Consider the following 19,025-nt stretch of genomic DNA (forward strand, 5'->3'; position numbering starts at 1 on the left):
GGGTGGTCCGTCACCAGCTCCAGCCGCGCGCGCTGAGCTCGAGCTCCTCGCGGAACCGCTCGTCGTCGCCGGTGCGGAAGCCCGCGCGCAGGGGCGCGTCCGCGACCGGGAGCCCCGTGAGCCGGCAGGCCTCGCGCAGCAGCGCGTCGTAGGCGCCCTGGACCGCGAGGTAGTGGTGGGCGCGCGCGTAGACGTCCGGGTCGGCCTCGATGCGCCGGAGCTCCGCGGCGAGCGCGGTGAGCCGCACCTGGAGCGCGAGCGTCGTGAGCGGGTCCGGGGCCGCGGCGGCACGACGGCGCCCGCCCGCCCGGTGGCTCGGAGGTCGCCCGGCCCGGCGCAGCACCCACCACGCGGCGGCGGCCGTGCACGCCGTCGCGCACCAGATCATGAGCAGCCACGACATCGGAGCCGACCTCTGCGCGGGGAGACCCACAGGACCTCTCCAGTCTAGGTCTCCCCGGCCCCGCGAGGCAGGGTGGGCGGCCCCCTGCCCTCGCCGCCGGCCCGCGCGGCAGGTCAGCCGTCGAGGAGGTCCGGCTGCGGGTGCCGCACGCCCTGGACGGCCGCGCGCGGGATCGCCGCGCCGATCGTCGCGACGTCGTCCGGCGTGAGCTCGACCGCGGCCGCCGCGACGTTCTGCTCCAGGTATGCGACGCGCTTCGTCCCCGGGATCGGGACGACGTCGTCGCCCTGCGCGAGGAGCCACGCGAGCGCGAGCTGCGCCGTCGTGACGCCGTGCTCCGCGGCGAGCTGCTCCAGGGAGCGCACGAGGCCGCGGTTGTGCTCGAACGCCTCGCCGGCGTACCGGGCGTGGGCGCGGCGCACGTCGTCCTCCGCGAAGCCGTCGGTGGCGTCCACGGTCCCGGTGAGGATGCCCCGGCCGAGCGGCGAGAAGGGCACGAAGCCGACCCCGAGCTCGCGCAGCGTCGGCAGCACCTCGTCCTCCGGGTCGCGCGTCCACAGCGAGTACTCGCTCTGCACGGCCGTCACGGGGTGCACGGCGTGCGCGCGGCGCACGGTCGCGGCGGACGGCTCCGAGAGACCGATGCCGCGGACCTTCCCGGCCTCCACGAGGCCGGCGAGCGCGCCGACCGTGTCCTCGATCGGCACCTGGGGGTCGACACGGTGCAGGTAGTACAGGTCGAGGCGGTCGGTGCCGAGGCGGCGCAGGCTCGCGTCGACCGCGGCACGGACGTACTCGGGGCGGCCGTCGACCGGACGCCCGTCGGGGTGGCCGCCCGCGGGCGGGAGCCCGAACTTCGACGCGAGGACGATCTCGTCCCGGTGCGGCCCGAGGACCCGGCCGAACAGCTCCTCGTTGCGGCCGTGACCGTAGACGTCGGCCGTGTCGAAGAGCGTCACACCGAGCTCGAGCGCGCGGCGCAGCACGGCCTCCGCCTCCGCGGCGTCCGCGGGGCCGTAGGCGTCGGTGACGGACATGCCGCCGAACCCGACGGCGGAGACGGCGAGCGCCGCCTCGCCGGTGCCGAGCGTGCGCGACGGGAGGGTGCCGGGGGCGGGGGTCCGGGAGGTGTCGGTCATGGCCCCAGCGGACCACCGCGCGCCGCCGGGGGCAAGGGCGGACGCCGTCCTCTCACCTGGCGAGAGGACGTGACGCGCCGTGCCGCGGGACGAGCCCCGCCGCAGGTCAGGCACGCCTCTCCTTGCTGGCGGGCGCGCGGAATGCGACCTAGTCTGGAATCGTTCAAGTGAACGGCACCGACGGAAGCCGGGTGACCGCCGCACGATTCCGGGCGACCCCCGAGAGAGCGAGGAGCACCATGTCCGCACCCACCATCCACCGCACGACGGCCCGCTTCGAGGCGTCGGAGAAGCTCCGCGCCCACCTGCAGCGCGTGCTCGTCGCGCTCGTCGACCTGCACGTCCAGGGCAAGCAGGCCCACTGGAACGTCACGGGCCGCGGGTTCCGCGACCTGCACCTCCAGCTCGACGACGTCGTGGACGCCGCGCGCGAGCACAGCGACACCGTCGCCGAGCGCATGCGCGCGCTCCAGGTCGTGCCCGACGGCCGCACCGAGACCGTCGCGACGACGACGGACCTCTCGCCGTACCCGGCCGGCCTCGTGTCGGTCGGCGACACGGTCGACGCGGTCGTCGAGCGCATCGCGCAGACGGTCGAGGTCGTCCGCGCCGTGCACGACGACGTCGACGCGGAGGACCCGACGAGCGCCGACATCCTGCACGAGATCATCGCGGACCTGGAGAAGCAGGCCTGGTTCCTCTCCTCGGAGAACCGCGAGGCCTGACCCGGCCCGCCGCCGCGAGGTAGAACGGCCCGTCGCGAGGTAGAGCACGCCGTGTGCTACCTCGCGACGGGCCGTTCTACCTCGCCGTGCGCCCCTGGCGCGCGCGGCGGCCGGGGATGGCCGCGACGAGCTCACGCGTGTACTCCTCCTGCGGGTCGAGCAGGATCTGCTCGGCCGCCCCCTGCTCGACGACGCGCCCGCGGTGCATGACGCCGACGTGGTCGGACACCTGCCGCACGACGGCGAGGTCGTGCGAGATGAACAGGTACGCGAGCCCGTGCTCGGCCTGGAGCCGCACGAGCAGCTCGAGGATCTGCGCCTGCACGGACACGTCGAGCGCCGAGACGGGCTCGTCGAGCACGACGAGCGCCGGGTTCAGGGCGAGCGCCCGCGCGATGGCGACGCGCTGGCGCTGCCCGCCCGAGAGCTCGCGCGGTCCCCGGCGGAGCACGTCGGGCGGGAGCGCGACGTCCTCGACGAGCGCACGCGCCCGGTCCGCCCGCTCGGACGGCGACCCGACCCGGTACGCCCGGAGCGGCTCGGTGACGATCTGCTCGACGGTGAACCGCGGGTCGAGCGACGCGTACGGGGACTGGTAGACCACCTGGAAGCCGCGGCGCAGCGACCGCAGCCGCTCGCCGCGCGCCGTCGTGATGTCCTCGCCGGCGAACTCCACCGTGCCCGCGGTGGGCCGCTCGAGCCGGAGAGCGAGGCGCGCCGTCGTGCTCTTGCCGGAGCCGGACTCCCCCACGAGCGCGTACGTCTCGCCGCGCCCGACCGCGAGGCTCACGCCGTCCACCGCGACGAGCGTCCGGTGCGCCGACCCGCGCGGCAGCGTGAACTCCTTGCGCAGGTCCCGCACCGCGAGGACGGGCGCGCTCGCGGTGTCCGGGCCGGCGGCGTCGGGCACCGCGATCCCCTGGTCGACGGCGCGGCTCGCGACCGCGGCGCGGCTCGCGTCGGCGCGCGGGACGACGCCGTCGTTCGGCGCCGTCTCCGGGGTGCCGCCTGCGACGAGGCGCGAGCTCGCGAGGCTCGGCGCCGCCGCGATGAGCTGCTGGGTGTACGGGTGGCGGGGGTCGTGCAGCACCTGGTCGGCCGTGCCCTCCTCGACGACGACCCCGTGCTCCAGGACGACGATGCGGTCGGCGCGGTCCGCCGCGACGCCGAGGTCGTGCGTGATGAGCAGGACGGCGGTGCCGAGGTCGCGCACGAGTCCGTCGAGGTGGTCGAGGATGCGGCGCTGGACCGTCACGTCGAGCGCGCTCGTGGGCTCGTCCGCGACGACGAGGCGCGGCCGGGCCGCGACGGCGATCGCGATGAGCACGCGCTGGCGCATCCCGCCGGAGAGCTGCGACGGGTACTGCCGCGCGCGGGCCTCCGGGTCGTCGATCCCGGCCTGGCGCAGCAGCTCGACCGCACGCTCGCGCGCCTCCTTGCGCCGCGCGAGCCCGTGGATGACGAGCACCTCCGCGACCTGGTCGCCCACGCGCGTGACGGGGTTGAGCGAGACCGTCGGGTCCTGCGGCACGAGCCCGACGTCGCGGCCCCGCACCTGCTGCCACTCCTTCTCGGAGAGCCGTCCGACGTCGCGGCCGCCGAGGCGGATGGTCCCTGCCGTCACCTCGCCCCCGCGCGCGAGCAGGTGCAGGGCCGCGTGCGCCGTCGTGCTCTTGCCCGACCCGGACTCGCCCACCAGCGCGACGACCTCGCCCGGCCCGACCGTGAGGTCGACGCCGCGCACGGCGGCGTACGAGCCGCCGTCGCGCGTGCGGTAGGCGACCTCCAGACCGCGGATCTCGAGCGCGGGCGCCTCGCCCGACGTCGGGCCGGGACGCTCCTGGGTGGTCGGCGTCGTGGCGGTCATGCGTCCCCTCCGGTCCGTTCCAGGGCCCGCGCGATGCGGTTCGCCGACAGCACGACGGCGACGATCACGAGGCCCGGCATGGTCGTAAGCCACCACGCGGTGGCCAGGTAGTCGCGCCCGCCCGAGACGAGCGACCCCCACTCCGGCGCGGGCGGCGGCGTCCCGTAGCCGAGGAAGCTCAGGGCCGAGATGGCGAGCACGGCCGTGCCGAGCTCGAGCGCGACGAGCGCGAGCACCGGTCCCGTCGAGTTAGGCAGCACGTGCCGCCCCAGCACGCCGTACCAGCGCACCCCCGACGCGCGGGCCGCCTCGACGTACACCGACGTCGAGGTGCGCAGGACCTCGGCCCGCATGACCCGGGCGAACGTCGCGACGCTCGTGATGCCGACGGCGATCGCGACCTTGACCGTCCCGAACCCGAGCGCCGTGATGATCGCGAGCGAGAGCAGGATGCTGGGGATCGCGAGCAGCACGTCGACGAACCGGCCGACGACGTCGTCCACCCACCCGCGCAAGAATCCCGCGAGCAGGCCGAGCAGCGACCCGGCGACGAGCCCGACCGCGACCGCGATGACGGTCGCGCCGAGCGAGGCCGACGCGCCGTGGACGACGCGCGCGTACACGTCCCGCCCCAGGTGGTCGGTGCCGAACAGGTGCGCGCCCGACGGCGGCTGCAGCCGGTCCGCGGGCACGCCCGTCAGCGGGTCGTACGACGTGAAGAGCTGCGGGACGACCGCCCACGCCGTGACGAGCAGGACGACGAGCACCGCGACGACCAGCCCGGGACGCCGCACGGCGTACCGCGCCCCGCGCCGCCACCGGCCCGCCGTGCCCCGGGTCCGCACGCGGCCGTGCCGGAGGATCGCGCGCGCGTCCTCGCGGTCCTCGACCTCGATCTCCGCGGGCGTGCGTCCCTCGGGCGCGTCGGCGGGCGGGGCGTCGGGGGCGAGCGCGCCCGACGGCGGCACGTCCGCCACCGCGGCACGGTCCGCGACCCGGGCCTCGTCCCGGAGCACGATGCGCACTCCCGGCCTGGTGCTCATGCGGCCACCGCCTTCTGTCGAGCGTCGATCCGGGGGTCGAGCAGGGGGTAGAGCAGGTCGACCACGAGCGTGACGACCACGAACACGAGCGCCGAGAGGACGACGACCGCCTGCACCACGGGGATGTCCTGCGCGTCCACCGACGTCACCGTGAGCCGTCCCAGGCCCGCGCGCGAGAACACCGTCTCGGTGACGACCGTGCCGCCGAGCAGCCCGCCCACGACGACCCCCAGCACGGTCAGCGCGGGGATCGCGGCGTTGCGCAGCGCGTGACGGAAGTGCACGCGCGCGCGGCTCGCGCCCTTGGCGCGCGCCGTCTCCACGTACGGCTCGCCGAGCGTCCCGCGCAGGCTCCGCGCGAGCACCTGGGCGAGCGCGGCGCTCGCCGGCACGGCGAGCGTGATCGCCGGCAGCACGAGGCTGATCGCGCCCTGGTTGCCGATCGCGGGGAACAGCGGGAGCTGGAAGGAGAACCACTGCAGCAGGAGGAGGCCCAGCCAGAACGGCGGCAGGGCGACGCCGAGCGGAGGGAGCGACGCGAGCGCGTGGCGCAGCCAGGCCGCGCGCGGGAACGTGCTCGCGATCGCGATGCCGACGCCCGCCACGACGGCGAGGACGAGCGCCGCGGCCGTGAGCCGGAGCGTCTCCGGGAGCGCCTGGAGCACGAGCTGCGTCGCGGGCGCCCCGGACGCGTACGACGTCCCGAAGTCGAGCCGCAGTGCGTGCCACAGCGCGTCGGCGTACTGCACGAGCACGGGCCGGTCGAGGCCGTACTGGGCGCGCAGGGCGTCGAGCAGCGCGGGGTCCACCTGGTCCGCCTCGCCTCCGCCGCTCGCCATGAGCGCGGCCGGGTCGCTGGGCAGCAGGTAGAGGACGAAGAACGAGATGGTGAACGCCGCCCAGAGCACGAACAGGCCCTGCCCGGCGCGACGCAGGACGTACCGGCCCATGGTCGGCCTCCTTCGTTGGGGGATGCCTGCCTGCCCGACGCCGCGGCGTCGGGCAGGCGGGCCCGGCGGGTCAGCCCTGGGTGACCCAGGCGTCGTAGAAGTCGAGGCGCGACGACGCCTCGAACGTCAGGCCGTGGACCGTGTCGGCGGCCGCGATGGTCGTCGAGAGCTCGTAGACCGGGATCGCGTGCCCCTTCTGCACGAGCAGGCGCGACGCCTCCGTGACGAGCTCCTGCCGCTCGGCCGGGTCGGTCGCCGCGGCCGACGCGTCGAGCAGGTCGTCGACCTCTTCCGCGTCACGCTGGTTGATGTTGCGCGCGTTCGCCGAGAAGATCGTCCGCAGCACGTCCGGGTCGGAGCGCGTGAGGTTGTAGTAGTCGAAGTCGAAGTCGCCGCTCTCCTTGATCGCCTGCGACTCGGCGACGGTCACGTGCTGGAGCTGGAGGTCCACGCCGATCTGCGCGAGCTGCTGCTGGACCAGCTCGAGCGGCTCCGGCACCTGCCAGAACGTCACGGTCGTGGAGAGCTTCTGGCCGTCCTTCTCCCGCACGCCGTCGGCGCCCTCGACCCAGCCCGCGTCGTCGAGGATCTTCTTCGCGCCCTCGGGGTCGTAGGCGAGCTCGTCCGCGACGCTCTCGTAGAGCGGCGTCGAGTGCGACAGGACGCTCGTGGCCGGCTCGTCCTGCGCGCTGAGCACGGTGTCCGCGATCTGCTCGCGGTCGATGCCCTGGAGGATCGCCGTCCGCACGGCCTCGTCGCCCGCGAGCGGGCTCGACTCGTTGGGGAAGAGGTTGAACACGACGCCCGGGTTGGCGCGGTACTCGAGCCAGAACCCGTTCCCGTCGAACTGCGGGAGGTCGACGGTCGAGATCGCGGCCGTGGCGTCGATCTGCCCCGACTGCAGGCTGCCGCTGCGCACGCTCGCCTCGGGGATGACCTTGAACGTCACCGTGTCGAGGTAGGCCTCGCCCTGGTGGTCGCTCGCCTCCGAGCCCCACGCGTAGCCCGCGACCTTCTCGAGCACGATCTCCTGGTCCTGCGTGTACGACTTCACGGAGAACGGGCCGGAGCCGACGAACTTCCCGGCGCAGCGGTCCTCGACGCTCAGGTCGGCCGAGGACGGGGCGAGGAGGCCGAGCGAGAACGTCGACGTCGCCTGGAGGAACTGCGCGCTCGGCTCCGCGAAGTCCACCGTGAGGGTCTGCGGGTCGGTGACGGTCGTGCCCTCGTAGCCGACGAGGTACTGCGACCCGAGCGACGCCGTCGCACCGAGCGCGACGATCGCGTCGAAGTTCGTCTTCACCGACTCGGCGTCGATCGGCGTGCCGTCGGCGTACGTCGCGTCGTCGCGCAGGTGGAACGTGTAGCTCGACGCGTCGTCGTTCACCTCCCAGCTCTCCGCGAGCCACGGCAGGATCTCGCCCGACTCCGGGTCCTGCGCCGTGAGCGACGCGACGGTCTGGCGGGCCGCCGCGATGGCGTCGTTGTTGCCGACCTGCTGCGGGTCGATGCAGTGCGAGTCGACCGTGAGGGCGAACGTCAGGTCGCCGCCCGTCACGGGCTCGCCGGACGGGCTGGGCGACCCGTCGCCGTCGGACGCGCCGGAGCCGCCGCCCGCGCACGCGCTGAGCAGGAGGCCCGTCGCGGCGGCCGCCGCGGCGACGGTCAGGGACCGGCGTCGGTGAGGTGTGGGGATCATGTCGTGCTGCTCTCCTCGTGTGCCGGCTGAGGACCGGCGGTCGTCCGGCGCCGGTGGTCGACCGTGCCGGGCCCAGGGCCGGCGCGGCGGGGGACCCACCGGGGTGCCGTGCTTACCGCGCGGCGGGAGCCACGCGGTCAGGTCGTTCCCGGAGCACCCCGTCACGTCGAAGGGTTGCTGGTCAGCGAGCCGGGCCTGCGTGCTGACGCTCGTCACCTGGGAGCAGGAAAGACAATCTCGACCAGGTGAGTCAAGTATCGAGACGGCCGTCCCGCCAGACGGACGGTTGTTTCCTGCTCCGCGTCGTCGTGACCCGTCGCCGGGGCTGCCACGAGCACGGCGAGGGCCCGCCTCGCCGGGCGAGACGGGCCCCTCCCTCCGGTCCGGCGATCGCTCAGGCCGCGGTGAACCCCGCCGCGCGGCGGGTGTCGGCCGGGCTCCACAGGTCCGTCTTCACCTCGGCCTGCACGACGGGCACGACCTCCTCCGCGAACCGGCGCAGCACGTCCTCCTGCTGCGCCGCGGGGATCAGGTGGTTCACCGAGACGGACTGCAGGTCGTGCCGGTACGAGGCGTGGTAGTCGAGGATCTTCTCCGCCACGCGCTCCGGCGACCCCACGAGCGCGGGCCCGCGCTCGACGGCGTCCTCGACCGTCCGGAAGCTCGGTGCCTTCCCGACGGCGTCCGGCCCGTACCCCCGGCGCGCCGCCGCCGCGACCTGGCCCTCGTAGATCGGGCGGTACTGCTCGATCGCCTCCTCCGTCGTGTCCGCGAGGAACAGCCCGCCCGAGCCCGACCCGACGAACCCGTACGCCGGGTCGTGCCCGTGCGCCGCGTACTGCTCGCGGTAGCGGTCGATGAGCACCTGGTAGTTCTCGCGCGGCTGCAACGCGTTGGCGCTGACGATCGGGTCCCCGTACCGGGCCGCGAGGTCGACCGCGAAGCGCGACGTCGCCGACCCGTGCCAGATCCGGAACGGCCCGGCGAACGGCCGCGGCAGCGTCGTCGCGTGCTCCAGCGCGTGGCGGTGCCGCCCGCTCCAGCTGACGTCCTCCTCCGACAGCAGCAGGCGCAGCAGCTCGTAGTTCTCCTGGAGGTACTCGTACTGCTTGTCGAGGTCCAGCCCGAGCAGCGGGTACTGCAGCACCTCGTTGCCCTTGCCGATGACGATCTCCAGCCGCCCGCGGCTCAGTTGGTCGACCGTCGCGAGGTCCTCGGCGACGCGGATCGGGTCGAGCAGGGACAGCACCGTGACGCCCGTGCTCAGCAGGATGCGCGACGTCCGCGCCGCGACCGCGCCGAGGATCACCGTCGGCGCCGACGACAGCACCTCTCCCGCGTGCCGCTCCCCCACCGCGAACGAGTCGAACCCGAGCTTCTCCGCCAGCACCGCCGTGTCCACGACCCGGTTCAACCGGTCGGACGGCGCGACCGCCTCCCCGGTCACGGGGTGGGGCGGGTTGAACACGATGTCGAGTACCTGGAACCGCACGGTCCTGCTCCTTGCTGTCGGTGTCGTCGTTCGGGGGGCCGGTACCGGCGCGTTCGGCAGCTCCGGTCGTGATCGGCACGCGCAGGTGCCGAACCCGACCGGAGCTGCCGACCCGGGGCGGGGTTGCCGATCTGTCAGGCCGCGGCGGCCTCGGCGGCGGCGGCGTCGCGCTTCGCGACCTCCTCGCGAACGAGCGGGATGACGTAGCGACCGAAGTCGACCGCGTCGTCCAGCAGGTCGTAGCCGCGCGCGGAGATGACGCGGACGCCGAGGTCGTAGTACGCGAGCAGCGCCTCGGCGACCTGCTCGGGCGTGCCGACGAGCGCGTTGGAGTTGCCGGCGCCGCCGGTGGCCTTCGCGGTCGCGGTCCACAGCGCGGTGTCGAAGCGCTCGCCCTGGGCGGCGATCTCGAGCAGGCGCTGGGAACCCGCGTTCTCGGGCTTGTCGATCGGGTGCCGACGGCTGAGCTGGCCCCCCGCGGCGGCCTTGCGCGCCTCGATCCGGTCGAGGATGCGGTGCGCCTTCTCCCAGGCGAGCTCCTCGGTCGGCGCGACGATCGGCCGGAACGCGGCGTGGATGCGCGGCGGCGTCGTGCGGCCCGCGGCGGCGGCCTCGGCGTGCACGCGCGCGATCTGCTCCGCGGTGCGGTCGAGCGGCTCGCCCCAGACGGCGTAGATGTCGGCCTCGGCCGCGCCGACGCGGAACGCGGCGTCCGACGACCCGCCGAACGAGATGGTCGGGGTGCGGCCCTCGAACGGCTTGGCGTCGAGCACGAAGTCGTCGAAGTCGTAGAACGGCCCGTGGTGGTCGAACGGCTCGGCGCTCGACCAGGCCTGCTTGACGATCTGGATGTACTCGTGGGTGCGCGCGTACCGCTCGTCCTTGGTCAGCGTGTCGCCCTCGCGGCCCTGCTCGTGGTCGTTGCCGCCGGTGATGAAGTGCACGGAGAGCCGCCCGCCGGAGAGCTGGTCGAGCGTCGCGAACGTCTTGGCGGCGTACGTCGGGTAGGACACGTTGGGCCGGTGCGCGAGCAGCAGCTCGATCGACTGCAGGCGCGCGGCGGTGTAGGCGGCGAGCGCGGCGGGCTCGGGGCCGGAGGAGCCGTACGCGAAGAGGACGCGCGTCCAGCCGTTGTCCTCGTGCGCGCGCACGAGACGCTCGAGGTAGGCGGGGTCGAACGCGGCGGTCGTGCGGTCGGCGGTCTCCGACGCGTCGTTGGTCGTGGCGATGCCGAGGAACTCGACGGGCATGAGGGTCTCCGTGGTGTCGGTGCGGGTGGTGCGTCGTGCGGTGGTGCGTGGACCGGACGTGCAGGGCACGGTCCGGCCGCCGGCTCAGGGCCGGGCGGGCGCCGTCGGGTCCGGCGACGCCGCGGGCCCCGCGGGCGCGGGCTCCGAGGCCGCCCCGACCGGGTCGGACGCCGGGAGGCCGGCCTCCTTCCACGCGGGGAAGCCGCCGTCGACGTGGGACACGTGCGTGTACCCCCGGCGCGCGAGCGCCTCGGCCACCGGCCCGGAGCCGTTCGGCGACCCGCACACGACGACGACGGGCGTGTCGAGCGAGATCACCGGGGCGTCGGCGGGGCCGAACAGGGCGTCGAGGTCGTCGCGGTCGGCGAGCGTGGCGCCGGGGATCTCGCCGTGCGCGGCGCGACCGCCGGCCGAGCGCACGTCGATCAGCAGCGCGCCGTCGGCGACCTGGGCGGCGGCGTCGGTCGCGGCCCGCAGGGGCGGGGTCGTGGTCATCGGTGTCTCCTTCGCGGGGTGGTGGTGTCAGCGGGTGGCGGCGAGCGCGGGTGCGACGTCGGGGGTGGCGGTCGTGGTGTCGCCGCTGCCCGAGGCGTCTGCGAACCAGTGCTCGGCGAGCAGCGCGAACGAGCGTCGGGCGTCGTCGGCGTCGTGGGTCGCGGTGGTGACGAGGAGCTCGTCCGCGCCGGTCGCGCGGCGCAGGGTCTCGAGCCGCCGCACGACGGTCTCGGGGTCGCCGACGATGCGCGTGTCGACGCGGTCGGCGACGAGCGCGCGCTCCGCCTCCGGACGCTCCTCCCACGCGGGCGACGTGCCCGGCTCCGGGTAGGCGATCGCGCCGTCGGCGCCGCTGCGGATGGAGAGCACCCAGTCCGCGAACGGCGTCGCGAGCTCGCGGGCCCGCTCGACGGTGTCGGCGACGAGCACGTCGGCGGACACGACGACGTAGGGCTCGTCGAGCACGCCCGGCCGGAACGCCTCGCGGTACGCGGCGACGGTGTCGAGCGTCGCCGACGGCGCCACGTGGTAGTTCGCGGCGAGCGGCAGCCCGAGCTCGCCCGCGACGCGCGCGCTCTCGCCCGCGCTCGACGCGAGGACCCACAGGTCCCAGTCGGCGCCCTCGACGGGCGGGCTCACGTACGACGTCCCGCGCTCGTCGCGGTAGGTCCCCGCGCGCAGGCCGAGCACGAGCTCGAGCTCGTCGCGGAAGCTCGCCGGGGTGCGCGACGCCCCGACGATCCGCTTCTGCGCGAGGATGCGCTCGCGCAGCACGGAGTCGTTCACGTCGGCGGGCGGCGCGCCGGGCACGTACAGCCCGTCGACGACCCGCGGCCCGGTGGCGGGCCGGGCCCGCCGCGGCGCCCCGGCCCCCTTCTCCCCCGTCGGCGGCGTGAACGCGCGGCCGAGCCCGAGGTCGACGCGGCCCGGGTGGAGCGCGGCGATCGTCCCGAACTGCTCGGCGGCGACGAGCGGGCTCGTCGTGCTGAGCAGCACGGCACCGCTGCCGACGCGGATGCGCTCGGTCCGGGCCGCGACGGCGGCGGCGAGCACGGCGGGCGACGCCGAGCCGACGCCGGGCGACAGGTGGTGCTCGGCGTACCAGACGCGGTGGTAGCCGAGCCGGTCGAGGTCGCGCGCGAGCCCGACGGCGCGGCGCACCGCGTCCTGGCCCGTCGCCCCCTCGGGGACGATCGCGAGATCGAGCACGGACAGCGGGACGCGGCCGGACGCCGGTCGCGGCCCGCCGGGGGTTGCGGTCGGGTGCGGGTGCTGGTGGGACATGGCTTCCTCTGGTGGGGTGCGGTGGCTCGGGGCGACGCGGTCGCCGGGCTACTTGGACGGGAACCCGAGCGCGGCGAGCGTGGTGCGCAGGTGGGCGCGCCCGCGCAGGGCGCCAGGGACACGCAGGCGGTCGACGACGCGGTCGCGCCAGCCGCCGTCGAGCCCCTCCTCGCGGTAGAAGGGCGCGATGCGCTCCTCGTACGCCGCGACGTGCTGGTCCTGCCCGACGGCGCGGTAGCGCTCGGCGTGCAGGACGGCCGCCTGCGGCAGCCGCGGCTTGACCCGTTCCCCGCCCGCGGGGTCGGGGTGCCCGACGACGAGCCCCACGACCGCGACGACGCCCTCGGGCAGGCCGAGCTCGGCCGCGACCTGGGCGGGGTGGTTGCGCAGCGCGCCGATGTACACGGTGCCGAGACCGAGCGACTCCGCCGCCACGACGGCGTTCTGCGCGGCGAGCGCGGCGTCGAGGAACGCGACGACCGTCGTCTCGAGGTAGTCGGTCGCCTCGAGCCGGACGCCCTCGCGCTCGCCGAGAGCGCGGGCCCGCGCGACGTCGGCGAGCCAGACGAGCAGCAGCGGCGCGGTGCGCACGTGCTCCTGGTCGCCCGCGAGCGCGGCGAGCCGCGCCTTGCGCGCGGGGTCGGTGACGGCGACGACGCTCCAGAGCTGGAGGTTCGACGACGTCGGGGCGGACTGCGCGGCGGCGACGAGCGTCGGCACGACGTGGTGGGCCAGCGGGTCGGTGCGGTAGCGGCGCACCGTCCGGTGGCCCAGCTGCGTCGCGAGGACGGTGCCGGGACGGTCCGCGGCGGGTGCCAGGCCCGCGGCCGCGCCGGGCGCGACGTCCTCGACCCCGGCGGGGTCGACGCCGTACCGCGCCGCGAGCGCGGCGCGGGCGCCGTCGGTGTCGTGGGGCGGCGTGGGGAGCGTCCCGGGGTCCGCGGCCGGAGCCGCAGCGTCCCCGGCGGTGGGTGCGGGAGCGATCGTCACGAGGCGGTCCTCTCGGGGAGTGCGGCGAGGCGGGCGAGCGCGAACCGCTCGGCGGCGGTGCCGCCGTCGGGCAGGGCGCCGGGGGCGGTCGCGAGGTCGGCGAGCACGCGCCCGACGGCCGGGGCGAACTTGAAGCCGTGGCCGGAGAACCCGGCGCCGACGACGACCGGGCCGCGCCGGTCGAGCACGAAGTCGTGGTCCGGCGTCGTGGTGTACGTGCAGCTCACGGGGACGTAGGCGTCGGGGTCGAGGCCGGGCAGCCAGGTCCGCACGTAGTCGCGCAGCGCGGCGAGCTGGCCCGGCTCCGGCCGGTAGGAGCGCCGGTCGGGGTCGACGACGGGGCCGACGCCGTGGAAGCCGACCTTGACGCCCTCGCCCGGGGTCGCGAGCCCGTAGACGCCGCTCGGCCACGCGGTGCCGGGACCGACGTCGTGCGTGAACGCGGGCCACCCCGCGGGCGACGTGCCGGGGGCGAGCGCGAAGTGGGCGGGCTGCTCCTGCGTGACGACGAGCGGGAGCTCCTGCCCGAGCAGGCCGCCCGCCGGGAAACCCAGCAGACCCGCGCTCCACGCCCCGACGGTCACGACGACGACCCGCGCGACGACGTCGGCGCCGTCGGTGACGACGCGCACGCCCTCGGGGACGCGCTCGACGTGCCGGACGGCGACCTCGTGCCGCACGTCGGCGCCCCGCGCGGCCGCGGCCCCCTGGAGGGCCGCGACGGCCCGGTCGGCGTGGAGCCGGCCGGCCGTCGCGACCTCGTGCAGCACCCGGCCCTCGAACCGCAGCCCCGGCCAGCGCTCGGCCGCGGCCGCGGGGTCGAGCCACTCGTGCTCGATCCCGCGGGCCGCGAACGCGGCGCCGATCGCGTCGACGCGGCGCTCGGCCGCGCCGTCGCGACGCCCGTGGCTCACGCCGCCGGTCACGTCGAGGAGCTCGGTCCCGGTCTCGTCCTCGACCTCGCGCCACAGGCGCAGCGCCTCCTGCGCGAGGTCGAGGTACTCGGGCTCGGCGTACGTCGTGCGGTAGATGCGCGACGTCCCGTGCGAGGCGCCGTGCGCGTGCCCGGGTGCGAAGCGCTCGAGCAGCACGACGTCGCGCCCACGCCGGGCGAGCTGCCACGCCGCGGCCGAGCCCATGACGCCGCCCCCGACCACGAGGTGGTCGACGTGCTGGGTGCTGGTGGTCATGCGCGGGTCACTCCGTCTTCGGCAGGCCGGGCGGGTTGGTCTGCGACTCCTCGACGGCCTCGGACTCCAGGCCCCACCGCTGGAGCACCTCGAGGTAGGTGCCGTCCTCGATGGCGTGGTTGATCGCGGCGGTGATGGCCGGGGCCGCCTCGTTGCCCTTCTTCGTGGCGACGGCGATCTGCGCCGTGTCGGGCCAGCCGCCGTTGAGAGTGCCCACGACCTTGAAGTCCTGCGGGGAGATCGCCGCCTGGTACGCGAGCGACGCGTTGGGGCCGACGTACGTCTCGATGCGCCCGGACTGGAGCGCGAGCAGGACGTCGGAGAACTGCTCGTAGTACTCGGGGCCCTGGATGGGCTCGAGGCCGTCCTCCTGGTTGAGGCGGTCCCACTCGAGCACGATCTTCTCCTGGTTCGTCCCGGAGCCGACGGCGACGACCTTGCCCGCGATGTCCTCGCGCTTCGTGATCGACGTGATGTCGGAGTCGGCGCCCACGAGCCAGCCGAGCTCGTCGTTGCGGTACGTGGAGAAGTCGATGGTCTCCTTGCGCTCCTCGGTCACCGTGACGTTGGAGATCACGGCGTCGACGTCGCCCGAGCCGAGCGCGAGCGGCCAGTCGGCCCAGGCCTTGACCTCGAGGCGCAGGTCCTTGCCGAGCGCGTCGGCGACGAGCTGCGCGATGTCGGTCTCGTTGCCGATGGGCGTCTCGTCGTCGTCGGCGAGGAAGCCGAGCGGCGGCGCCGCGCCCGCGGAGATCGCGACGACGAGCTCGTCCTTGTCCTTCCAGGCGTCCGGGAGGAGCGCGACGGCCTCGGCCGACTCGGTGGTGCGGATGCGGTCCTGGTCCGGGCTCGTGCTCACGTCGAGGGCGTCCGAGACGGACGTCGTGCTCTCGTCGGTCGCCGCGCCCTCGTCCGCCGCGGCCGGGGCCTCGGTGCTCACCCCGGAGCAGGCCGCGAGCGCCAGCAGGGGCACGACGGCGAGGGCGGCGAGCGCGCGGGGGGCGCGGGCGCGGGTGGTCGTTGCGGTCACGTGAGTCCTACCTCTCGGGTGGTGCGTCGGGGTGACGCAGGGAGTGCGGGTGTGCGGGACGGCCGGGCGGCCGGTCGCGGGTCACGACGGCGGGCGTCGGTGGACGTCGGGTGGGTTTCAGAGGACTTTCTGGAGGAAGGCCCGGGTGCGGTCGTGGCGCGGGTGGTCGAGCACCTCGGCGGGCGTGCCCTGCTCCACGACGACGCCGTCGTCCATGAACACGACGGTGTCGGCGACCTCGCGGGCGAAGCCGATCTCGTGCGTCACGACGACGAGCGTCGTGCCGGTGCTCGCGACGTCCTTGATGACCTCGAGCACCTCCCCGACGAGCTCGGGGTCGAGCGCCGAGGTGGGCTCGTCGAACAGGAGCACCTTGGGCCGCAGCGCGAGCGCACGGGCGATGGCGACGCGCTGCTGCTGCCCGCCGGAGAGCTGGCGGGGTCGCGCGTCGGCCTTGTCCGCGAGCCCGACGCGCTCCAGCAGCGCGCGGGCCTCGGGCTCGACGTCCTCGCGGCGCCGACGCTGCGCGGAGACCGGCGCCTCGACGACGTTCTCGAGCGCGGTGAGGTGCGGGAAGAGGTTGAAGCTCTGGAAGACGAACCCGATCTGGGTGCGCTGGCCGAGGATCTCGCGCTCCTTGAGCTCGCGCAGGGTGCTGCCCTTGCGGCGGTACCCGATGAGCTCGCCGTCGAGCGAGATGAACCCCTTGTCGACCTTCTCCAGGTGGTTGATCGCGCGCAGCAGCGTCGACTTCCCGGAGCCGGACGGGCCGAGCACGACCGTCACGGACCCGGGCGGCACGGTGAGCGACACGTCGCGCAGCACCTCGAGGGTGCCGAAGCTCTTGTGGACGCCGTGGATCTCGACGAGCCCGGCGGTCGCGACGTCGGCGCTCATGCCGCACCTCCCGACGTGCGCGCGGTGCGGGTCAGCACGCCCACCCGGGCGCGGGCCGCGTACGCGGGCGGGACGGCGTCGGGCACGGGGCGGCCGGAGAGCCGCGACGCCCAGACGAGCACGGTCCACCGCGCCTTCTGCAGCGGGGTCGGGGGCAGCGTGCGCACCGCGCCCTTCGCGTAGTGCCGCTCGACGTAGTACTGCACGACGGTGATGAGCGTGGTGAGCACGAGGTACCAGATCGACGCGACGATGAGCAGCGGCACGACGCGGCCGTTGCGGCCGTAGATGACGCTGACGATGTAGAACAGCTCGCCGTACGCCAGCACGTAGACGATCGACGTGCCCTTAAGCAGCCCGATCACCTCGTTGACGGCCGTCGGGATGATGGAGCGCATCGCCTGCGGCAGGATGATGCGGCTCACCTGGCGGCGCTTGGGGATGCCGAGCGACGCGGCGGCCTCCTGCTGCCCCTGGTCGACCGAGAGGATCCCGGCCCGCACGATCTCGGCCGAGTACGCGGCCTGCGAGAGCCCGAGCCCGAGGATCGCGGCCCAGAACTTGTCGATCACGGACAGCGTGTCGAAGTAGAGGAACTCCGGCCCGAAGGGGATGCCGACGCTCAGGTACGGGTACAGGTAGGCGAGGTTGTACCAGAGCAACAGCTGCAGCAGCAGCGGCACGGACCGGAACACCCACGTGTACGTCCACGAGACCGACTGCAGGAGCGGCGAGCGCGACAGGCGCATGAGCGCGAGCACGGTGCCGAGCGCGAACCCGACGACCGACGCGACGAGCGTGAGCCGGATCGTCGCCCACGCGCCCTCGAGGATCGAGGGCCAGGTGAGGTACTGCGCGACGACGCCCCACTCCCAGCGGTCGTTCGTCACGAGCGAGCTGACGACCATGGCGAGGAGCACGGCCACGCCGGCCGTCGCGACCCAGCGGCCCGGGTGCCGGGCGGGGACGATGCGCAGGCTCTCGAGCGGCAGCGCGTCCTCGACACCGCCGCGCGGGTCGGCGGGGTGCCGGCCCGACGGCGGCGCGAGCTGCCGGGACTCGTCCTGCGGGAGCGACACGGTGCTCATGGCGCGACCTCCAACCACTTCTCGAAGGCGAGCGGGCCGATCTCCTCGGGATCGGTCCCGGTGTCGAACAGGGGCGTGTAGCCGGTCGCGAGGTACAGACCGGCGGCCTCGGGCTGGCGCGGGCCCGTCGTGAGGTACACGCGCCGGTAGCCGCGCTCGACGGCCCGGCGCTCGAGCTCGGCGAGCACGAGGCGCGCCAGCCCGCGGCGCCGGTGCGCCGAGTGCGTCCAGATCCGCTTGAGCTCGGCGGTGCGCACGGCGGGCGTCCCGTCGGCGCGGCGCGCGGCCGGCCGGGCGAGGCGCGCCGGGTCGCCGAGCTCCGGCTCGGCCCGACGGCGGAACGCGCCGCCCGCGACGGGCTCGCCGTCCTCCAGCACCAGCACGAGCTCGCCGTGCGGCGCCGCGAAGTCCTGCGCGGGGTAGTGCTCCATCTCGGCGCGGAGCTCCTCGGCGCTGAGCACGCGCTGGTACCGCGTCCAGTACTCGTGGGAGAGCTCGTCGAGCAGCGGCCGCACGAGGGGGTCGTGCATCGCGACGGACCGGACCTCGCGCGTCCCCCGCCCGGCGGGGCGCGCGGCGACCGCGGTCACCGGGGTGCCCTCTCGCCCGCGGTGACGGCGAACGGCACGTGGTTGCCCTCGACCGGCGCCGGGCACGTCCCGAAGTCGCTGAACGCGTACGGCAGGTTGACGGCCCGGTTGAGGTCGAGGCGCACGCTCCCCGCGGTGCCGGGCACCGCGTCGGCGTCCACGCGCAGGACCCGCCAGGGGGCGACGCCGTCCGCCTCGTCGCTGAAGAGCAGCGTCACCGCACCGCCCGGCGCGCCGGTGAGGGCGAGCGTCGCGCCGCGCCGGGTGCCGTCGCGCTCGACGACGAGGTCGACCTCGCCGACCGTGCGCACGTGGTGCACGAGGCCGGGCCGGGCGGCGCCGACGACGACGGGCCGCGGCGCGTCGTACCAGCGCACCGGCGCGTCGACGACCCAGGCGGGCTCGTAGGCGAACGTCGGGACGCCGTCGAACGCCGTCCGGGCCGGGGCGAGCGGGTCGCGCACGCGGACGGCGTAGCGGCCCGTGCGGCGCACGACCTCCACCGCGACCTCGCGCGTCTCGCCGCCGTCGGACGGGTCGCCCGCGTCCCGGCCGTCCGGGAGGAACGTGCCCGCGAGCGTCGACCCGCCCTCCGCGACGACGACGGTCCCGACGGCGCTGCCCGTCGTCCGGACGGCGCCGCCCTCGTCCGCGCGGTGGTGCGCGCCGTCGGCGTCGGCCCACCAGAGCCCCGGGACACCCGGGAGGGCGGCGGGCTCGGCCGGGAGCGCGTGGTACGCGACGAGGCTCAGCCAGCCGTGCGGCGGGCGCAGCCCGTCCTCGCGGTCGGCGTGCCAGGCGGCCCACGCGGCGGCGTCGGGCGACGCGGACGCGACGGGGTCGGCGGGTGCGGTGGCCACGGCGCCCGTGGCGGTCGGCGTGCTCGTGCTCAT

General features: G+C 75.2%; 18 protein-coding genes and 1 riboswitch. Of the genes, 1 reads left to right on the top strand and 17 read right to left on the bottom strand.

Annotated features, from left to right (window positions below; all coding sequences use genetic code 11):
• Positions 1–10: 10 nt before the first annotated feature.
• Together ACPCUX_RS10250 and ACPCUX_RS10255 are read right to left on the bottom strand one after the other, a co-directional pair.
• A complete protein-coding gene (locus tag ACPCUX_RS10250) occupies positions 11–403 on the bottom strand; it encodes a hypothetical protein (protein ID WP_228074943.1) in 393 nt (130 codons plus the stop codon).
• A gap of 113 nt (positions 404–516) precedes the next feature.
• Positions 517–1,542, bottom strand: coding sequence for an aldo/keto reductase (locus ACPCUX_RS10255; RefSeq protein WP_423388681.1), 1,026 nt, complete (start codon positions 1,540–1,542; stop codon positions 517–519).
• A 239-nt stretch (positions 1,543–1,781) separates the two neighbouring features.
• On the opposite strand from ACPCUX_RS10255, the gene ACPCUX_RS10260 reads away from it, so the two are divergent.
• On the top strand, positions 1,782–2,267 hold the full coding sequence (locus ACPCUX_RS10260) for a Dps family protein (protein ID WP_051028364.1): 486 nt from the start codon (positions 1,782–1,784) through the stop codon (positions 2,265–2,267).
• A 76-nt stretch (positions 2,268–2,343) separates the two neighbouring features.
• Here the strand turns inward: ACPCUX_RS10260 and ACPCUX_RS10265 are convergent, their stop codons facing one another.
• The 15 genes from ACPCUX_RS10265 to ACPCUX_RS10335 all read right to left on the bottom strand — a co-directional run bounded on the left by ACPCUX_RS10265 (position 2,344) and on the right by ACPCUX_RS10335 (position 19,025).
• On the bottom strand, positions 2,344–4,134 hold the full coding sequence (locus tag ACPCUX_RS10265; protein WP_423388682.1) for a dipeptide ABC transporter ATP-binding protein: 1,791 nt from the start codon (positions 4,132–4,134) through the stop codon (positions 2,344–2,346).
• Entirely contained in the window at positions 4,131–5,177 is a 1,047-nt protein-coding gene (locus tag ACPCUX_RS10270; RefSeq protein ID WP_423388683.1) for an ABC transporter permease, read from the bottom strand. Before ACPCUX_RS10270 ends, ACPCUX_RS10265 begins: the two co-directional genes overlap by 4 nt.
• Entirely contained in the window at positions 5,174–6,127 is a 954-nt protein-coding gene (locus ACPCUX_RS10275; protein WP_423388684.1) for an ABC transporter permease, read from the bottom strand. The genes ACPCUX_RS10270 and ACPCUX_RS10275 overlap by 4 nt, the downstream gene beginning before the upstream one ends.
• Positions 6,128–6,197: 70 nt before the next feature.
• Positions 6,198–7,826 carry an ABC transporter substrate-binding protein gene (locus ACPCUX_RS10280; RefSeq protein WP_391513930.1) on the bottom strand — a complete coding sequence of 543 codons (1,629 nt, stop codon included), beginning with the start codon at positions 7,824–7,826 and terminating at the stop codon, positions 6,198–6,200.
• 103 nt (positions 7,827–7,929) lie between these two features.
• Positions 7,930–8,043, bottom strand: a riboswitch (SAM riboswitch).
• Positions 8,044–8,220: 177 nt separating this feature from the next.
• The gene (locus tag ACPCUX_RS10285; RefSeq protein WP_423388685.1) at positions 8,221–9,318 is read right to left on the bottom strand and encodes an LLM class flavin-dependent oxidoreductase; all 1,098 of its coding nucleotides are present in this window, start codon (positions 9,316–9,318) and stop codon (positions 8,221–8,223) included.
• Positions 9,319–9,452: 134 nt separating this feature from the next.
• Entirely contained in the window at positions 9,453–10,568 is a 1,116-nt protein-coding gene (locus ACPCUX_RS10290) for an LLM class flavin-dependent oxidoreductase (protein ID WP_114553324.1), read from the bottom strand.
• 84 nt (positions 10,569–10,652) lie between these two features.
• A complete protein-coding gene (locus ACPCUX_RS10295) occupies positions 10,653–11,063 on the bottom strand; it encodes a rhodanese-like domain-containing protein (RefSeq protein ID WP_423388686.1) in 411 nt (136 codons plus the stop codon).
• Positions 11,064–11,090: 27 nt separating this feature from the next.
• Positions 11,091–12,347: an LLM class flavin-dependent oxidoreductase gene (locus tag ACPCUX_RS10300; protein WP_423388687.1), complete on the bottom strand. Its 1,257-nt coding sequence runs from the start codon at positions 12,345–12,347 to the stop codon at positions 11,091–11,093.
• A 48-nt stretch (positions 12,348–12,395) separates the two neighbouring features.
• Positions 12,396–13,337 (bottom strand): nitroreductase family protein, encoded by a 942-nt coding sequence (locus ACPCUX_RS10305; protein WP_423388688.1) that lies wholly within the window; start codon positions 13,335–13,337, stop codon positions 12,396–12,398.
• Positions 13,334–14,527, bottom strand: a complete 1,194-nt coding sequence (locus tag ACPCUX_RS10310) for an FAD-dependent oxidoreductase (RefSeq protein ID WP_423388689.1) — start codon at positions 14,525–14,527, stop codon at positions 13,334–13,336. The genes ACPCUX_RS10305 and ACPCUX_RS10310 overlap by 4 nt, the downstream gene beginning before the upstream one ends.
• Before the next feature lie 7 nt (positions 14,528–14,534).
• A complete protein-coding gene (locus tag ACPCUX_RS10315; protein ID WP_211932177.1) occupies positions 14,535–15,557 on the bottom strand; it encodes an ABC transporter substrate-binding protein in 1,023 nt (340 codons plus the stop codon).
• A gap of 117 nt (positions 15,558–15,674) precedes the next feature.
• Positions 15,675–16,454 carry an amino acid ABC transporter ATP-binding protein gene (locus tag ACPCUX_RS10320; protein WP_021482208.1) on the bottom strand — a complete coding sequence of 260 codons (780 nt, stop codon included), beginning with the start codon at positions 16,452–16,454 and terminating at the stop codon, positions 15,675–15,677.
• The gene (locus ACPCUX_RS10325) at positions 16,451–17,542 is read right to left on the bottom strand and encodes an amino acid ABC transporter permease (RefSeq protein WP_076403581.1); all 1,092 of its coding nucleotides are present in this window, start codon (positions 17,540–17,542) and stop codon (positions 16,451–16,453) included. The genes ACPCUX_RS10320 and ACPCUX_RS10325 overlap by 4 nt, the downstream gene beginning before the upstream one ends.
• The gene (locus ACPCUX_RS10330; RefSeq protein WP_423388690.1) at positions 17,539–18,132 is read right to left on the bottom strand and encodes a GNAT family N-acetyltransferase; all 594 of its coding nucleotides are present in this window, start codon (positions 18,130–18,132) and stop codon (positions 17,539–17,541) included. Before ACPCUX_RS10330 ends, ACPCUX_RS10325 begins: the two co-directional genes overlap by 4 nt.
• A complete protein-coding gene (locus ACPCUX_RS10335) occupies positions 18,129–19,025 on the bottom strand; it encodes a DUF1684 domain-containing protein (protein WP_423388691.1) in 897 nt (298 codons plus the stop codon). Before ACPCUX_RS10335 ends, ACPCUX_RS10330 begins: the two co-directional genes overlap by 4 nt.

Source organism: Cellulosimicrobium sp. AB352 (genome assembly GCF_049538415.1).
GTDB classification, from domain to species: Bacteria; Actinomycetota; Actinomycetes; order Actinomycetales; family Cellulomonadaceae; genus Cellulosimicrobium; species Cellulosimicrobium funkei.